Annotated in this window: 7 protein-coding genes and 1 pseudogene; 1 reads left to right on the top strand and 7 read right to left on the bottom strand. The window is 35.2% G+C overall.

Features of this window, described 5'->3' with window-relative positions:
* From ACTWQB_RS16880 to ACTWQB_RS16855, 6 genes and pseudogenes are all read right to left on the bottom strand, one after another.
* Positions 1 to 195: pseudogene (locus tag ACTWQB_RS16880) on the bottom strand (hypothetical protein); the annotation flags it as partial.
* A 120-nt stretch (positions 196 to 315) separates the two neighbouring features.
* The gene (locus tag ACTWQB_RS16875) at positions 316 to 465 is read right to left on the bottom strand and encodes a hypothetical protein (RefSeq protein WP_443140327.1); all 150 of its coding nucleotides are present in this window, start codon (positions 463 to 465) and stop codon (positions 316 to 318) included.
* A 25-nt stretch (positions 466 to 490) separates the two neighbouring features.
* Positions 491 to 934, bottom strand: coding sequence for a DUF5348 domain-containing protein (locus tag ACTWQB_RS16870; RefSeq protein ID WP_443140326.1), 444 nt, complete (start codon positions 932 to 934; stop codon positions 491 to 493).
* Between the two features lie 2 nt (positions 935 to 936).
* Positions 937 to 1,116, bottom strand: coding sequence for a hypothetical protein (locus ACTWQB_RS16865; RefSeq protein ID WP_443140325.1), 180 nt, complete (start codon positions 1,114 to 1,116; stop codon positions 937 to 939).
* Between the two features lie 255 nt (positions 1,117 to 1,371).
* Positions 1,372 to 2,334 carry a DNA adenine methylase gene (locus ACTWQB_RS16860; RefSeq protein WP_443140324.1) on the bottom strand — a complete coding sequence of 321 codons (963 nt, stop codon included), beginning with the start codon at positions 2,332 to 2,334 and terminating at the stop codon, positions 1,372 to 1,374.
* A gap of 39 nt (positions 2,335 to 2,373) precedes the next feature.
* Positions 2,374 to 2,595: a hypothetical protein gene (locus ACTWQB_RS16855; protein WP_443140323.1), complete on the bottom strand. Its 222-nt coding sequence runs from the start codon at positions 2,593 to 2,595 to the stop codon at positions 2,374 to 2,376.
* A 271-nt stretch (positions 2,596 to 2,866) separates the two neighbouring features.
* Here ACTWQB_RS16855 and ACTWQB_RS16850 point away from each other — a divergent pair, with 271 nt between their 5' ends.
* Positions 2,867 to 3,124 (top strand): hypothetical protein, encoded by a 258-nt coding sequence (locus tag ACTWQB_RS16850; RefSeq protein WP_443140322.1) that lies wholly within the window; start codon positions 2,867 to 2,869, stop codon positions 3,122 to 3,124.
* 54 nt (positions 3,125 to 3,178) lie between these two features.
* On the opposite strand, the gene ACTWQB_RS16845 is transcribed toward ACTWQB_RS16850, so the two are convergent.
* Positions 3,179 to 3,352 carry an antitoxin VbhA family protein gene (locus ACTWQB_RS16845; RefSeq protein ID WP_443140321.1) on the bottom strand — a complete coding sequence of 58 codons (174 nt, stop codon included), beginning with the start codon at positions 3,350 to 3,352 and terminating at the stop codon, positions 3,179 to 3,181.
* Positions 3,353 to 3,684 lie beyond the last annotated feature (332 nt).

Here is a 3,684-nt window from a genome sequence, read left to right as displayed (position 1 = left end):
ACTACGCTCCACGACTCCAAAAAGAACCTCTTCACGTTCATGTTTAGAAGGTGTTCCTTTTTCAGCTAATTCATAATAAAAATAGCCATTTCCTTTATGTTTGGCATATAAGTAGTCGCCATCTTCTGCTCCAATAGATCGTAGCGCTCCTTCTGGAACATAAGCATTTAATTCATGAATGTATCCACCACGCAATTGACGTTCGAGACGGTATTTAGGTGTTAGCTCTTGTTTGCGTTGCGATTTATGTTCAACGTTCTCTTCTGATTGTGTTGTAGGTGGCGGCTGTTCTTGATTTGCGTCAGAAGGTGTTTCTTACAATTCTTTTAGCGTTGCTAACTGAAACAAAAAAGCTTCGTATTGGCGTATTTGTTCAAAGGATTCCTCTAGGTTATCGAATGTCAGTTGTTGAATCCAGGTAATTAAGTCCTCTTTCGCTTGTGAGATAATGAGTTCTTTGTCCATGTTCCTCCCCCTTATTTCATGAAAGTCACTTACGGATACGTACCATCATTCCGTTAATCAATTTGTCACTACCTAGCGCTGTTGCATAATAGTCCTCGCCGTTATGTTCGATGCGTGTCTTTAACCACATTTGGCAGTCAAAATAATCGTCATAAGCCAGGATTTCACAAATGCTACCGCTTGTTAGATAGTTCCCGCTCGGTAGTTCGTACCGACCTAATTCATTTTTCGTAATTAACCCTTTATCGATAATAGGGCGCTGAATATAATCAATTTTATTTTCGGCCACTTCTAAATCGGTTATAATTCGTTCAAATTCATCTACCATGAATGTTTCGTCGATGTTGTTGGGATCATAATCGATGTGTTCAAGTTCGTCTCCCACTTGTCGTATTAGGTTTTGAATATACCACTGCAATTGCTTAAATGTCGTTTTGGCTTCTTCAATGCTAATATTTTGGCGAGTCAAGATTACCACTCCTTTTCGTCTTTTAATCGGATGCTCCATTCAAGATATAATAAACGATGTTCCATATCATCCGGATCGTTTTCTAACATTCTAAAAATACACTCTGAATGAAATGAGAGCCCCAACTCGTTTGAATGAAATACGTCTTCAAAGGTTTCTCGTTCACAATACTGACAATACATAATCGCTTGTCCTCCCCAAAGTTTTATTAGACCATATTCATAATCGGTCACTTAGTTATGTATGTGGGAAGGAAATTTGTGTACGTTTTTTAATTTTTCTATCTTACTATTATATTTTCTGCTTTAGCATTAGCCAGTTGTTCAAGCCGTTGTTTGTCTGCTTGATGTTTTTGTTCTTTTTTCTCGCATTCTTGACGTTCTTTTAACTTATTGTGTTCTATATTGAATGCGATATCTTCTCTTTCTTCTTACTGATTAGATGGTATAAGTTCTTCCGATAATCTCTCTTTCTGGGTATCCAAATAGATTATTGAGCCATTCATTATAATCATAGGTGATAATCATATCTGCTCCTGGCTGCCCTTGGTATAAAAGGTCGAGAACAAGTGATAATTCCATGTGGTTACCTTTATCATAGTAATGATGATATAGCTGTTTGCCTTTAGAAACATATGGAGGATCTATAAACAGTGTTGCGTTTGCAAGCCAATATTCCTCTTCTATAACAGATATAGCATCAAGATTGGTTAATGTAATTTGTTCACGCATCTCATAAATCTTCTTGATTCGATGTGCTAGATTACTTGGATTCCAACGTGATAATAATTGTGCCCTATTCCCCTTTCTTCCACCTAAGGGGTTTGCTTTAACAATGCCAGAGTATGCTAAACGATTGGTGACTAATAAGGCCCATGCAGCATCAATCATATCAACACCATAATAATCGTTATTTATAATTTGTTGTGCGCTAAAATAGTCTTTTTGAGTTAAAGGCGTATGATAGATTTGTTCAATTAACATATCGGGTGTGTTTAAGATGGTCCAAAATAATGAATAGATACCAAAATCTAAGTCATTCAAAGTTAAATGATCTACGACACCCGCTTCAAGTAATGATAATTCAACACTTGCCCCGCCACAAAAAGGCGATACAAAGTGTTCCCGATTGGACTCTCTTAAATGACTATAAACAAGTTCGACTAATTTTGATTTCCCGCCAGGATAACGAAGGGGCGATAGTTGCTTTTTAAATTTTATGTCTGTGCTAGGAATAGGAATTTTAGGTTGTTCTTTATCTTCTAAGATCAACGTATATTTGTGTTCTTTTGTAGGATTGAAGTATGTAAATCCGTCGCAGAAGTCACAAAAGAAACCATCTTCTATTTTGTCCCAACGTTCATCGTAAAGTTCGGTACAAAACCGACAATGTAATGCCATGTAGAGTTCACCACCTATTCCTTTTAAATTGTGTTATCGTTACTCTTTATTCATTCGTTTATTAAGCTTCTCGTAGCAATCATCAATACTTGAAGCGGGAAATTCATCGTCTTCAGATACAGCTTCATACATGTTAGCTTGATTCCTGGATACGTTATATGGACCGATAGTGACAGACATTTCTTTCGTCACATGCAGTAGCTTTTGGTACAGTGGATCTTCTTCTTTATCTAGATAATCATAGAATGATAGTTGTTCCATGCGTTTAGGACCTCTCTTTCATTGACACAATTAAAGAAATTATTAAATAAGCTGCAGACCCTAACATAGTTAAAACCAATATGATAAACAATGGCGTGGGCATCTCATTTACTGCATTACCAGTGAAATTTGTTATAAAGGATGCAAATAATATTAGATATATTCCGAAACCAAAATATAGAAACTTTTTCAATTAAATCACCCCTTACTATTACATGTGATAAGTTTGTATTATAATCGATATATAAGATTGATAGGAGGTCATACATATATGGGTAAACCTGAGTATGTTAAAAGTAATTTAGTGCGTTTAGGTAATTCTGAGTATATGTTTGAATTAAAAGTCGATTTTGAAGGTGAATCTCAAATCCCTTTTTCATATGATGACTTAATGGTTAAAGCTGCTATTGCCTTGTTAAATAATGTTGATTACAAAAACTATTCAGAAGCTAATCTACATGAACAAGCTATGGAAGATTATCAAAATATAATCGATACAGCTAAAGGCGCTTTTATGATTGAAGAATAGAGAAGGTGTTGCTACCTTCTTTATTCAGTTAACTTTGCTATGTATTCTTTGATTTTATTTATCTTGTTGCTCTAGCACTTTTTTTATGAATTCTTCTTCTGATAGTTCTCCTGCTAATCGCTGTTCAATTAACCTTTCCTCTTCTTTTGATAAATGTAGATTCTCAATAGCTAATGATCCCTTCGCGGAGTCTAAAGCTTGTTGGATGGCTTTTTTATCTTTTTTCAAATAAAAACGCTCCTTTATACTACCGTGCTTTAAGGCTTAACGGTTTTTAGCTGGTTTCCAACTCAATTCACAATCTTTACAATACAGTTGTTTAGATTTAGTCATCCATATTGCGCTAACCAAAAGAGTAAATCCACCTAATATGAAGAACATTATACTGAGGTCTTTGTTTTCTCCAGCATAGAAAGACCCTTGATTGACTCCACATAATGCCGACAATTATAGAGATTACTGGAAATAATATAGATTGTTTGATGATAACTCGATTACTTCTGCATCTAATACAGTGCTGCCATTTCATTAGAATTCCTCCTTGTTATAACATATAATAG

Source organism: Piscibacillus sp. B03 (genome assembly GCF_052246295.1).
Classification (GTDB): Bacteria; Bacillota; Bacilli; order Bacillales; family Alkalibacillaceae; genus Piscibacillus.
This window is presented reverse-complemented; position numbering and strand designations above follow the sequence as displayed.

Coding starts and splice junctions, on each gene's coding strand:
- ACTWQB_RS16875 (WP_443140327.1), bottom strand. CDS start 465: ATGGACAAAGAACTCATTATCTCACAAGCGAAAGAGGACTTAATTACC.
- ACTWQB_RS16865 (WP_443140325.1), bottom strand. CDS start 1,116: ATGTATTGTCAGTATTGTGAACGAGAAACCTTTGAAGACGTATTTCAT.
- ACTWQB_RS16860 (WP_443140324.1), bottom strand. CDS start 2,334: ATGGCATTACATTGTCGGTTTTGTACCGAACTTTACGATGAACGTTGG.
- ACTWQB_RS16855 (WP_443140323.1), bottom strand. CDS start 2,595: ATGGAACAACTATCATTCTATGATTATCTAGATAAAGAAGAAGATCCA.
- ACTWQB_RS16850 (WP_443140322.1), top strand. CDS start 2,867: ATGGGTAAACCTGAGTATGTTAAAAGTAATTTAGTGCGTTTAGGTAAT.